This window comes from Mesorhizobium sp. M4B.F.Ca.ET.089.01.1.1, from assembly GCF_004022605.1.
GTDB classification, from domain to species: Bacteria; Pseudomonadota; Alphaproteobacteria; order Rhizobiales; family Rhizobiaceae; genus Mesorhizobium; species Mesorhizobium abyssinicae.
This window is the reverse complement of record NZ_RZOS01001598.1, coordinates 1-384: the sequence shown is the minus strand read 5'-3', so window position 1 is coordinate 384 and position 384 is coordinate 1. Positions and strand designations below refer to the sequence as shown.

General features: G+C 64.6%; 1 protein-coding gene. It reads right to left on the bottom strand.

The features are described from left to right. A partial coding sequence (locus EN780_RS38435; protein ID WP_133373057.1) for a hypothetical protein occupies positions 1-342 on the bottom strand: 342 nt, incomplete at its 3' end. Positions 343-384: the final 42 nt, after the last annotated feature.

Genomic DNA, 384 nt, shown 5'->3' with positions numbered 1-384 from the left:
CGCCTCGGCCGATTTTGGCACGGAGGGGTGCTGGAACCTTTCACCGGCGGCTGAGGCGCGCAGCATGGCGCGTGCTCCTTCTTCACCGAAACGGGCTTCGACCGATGCTCTGAACGTCGTTATCTCCTGATTGATCTCAGGGTTGGTGGCGATGGTCTTATAGGCTGCCGCCCGATCACTGTCATTCCTGGCGGATCGGACCGCGCCCAAAGCTGCCTTCGCCTTGTCCGAGATATCCACCACCTCGATCGTATCGGCTTGCATCCGCTTTTCGACGTCGGCCCGATAGCGGTGCGCTGCCCGGTTCTCGAGCTCGGCAACGCGCACGATGTTCGGCCCCATCGCTGCCGCGGCCCTTTCCGCGCCCTGGCGCTCCTCCCGCCC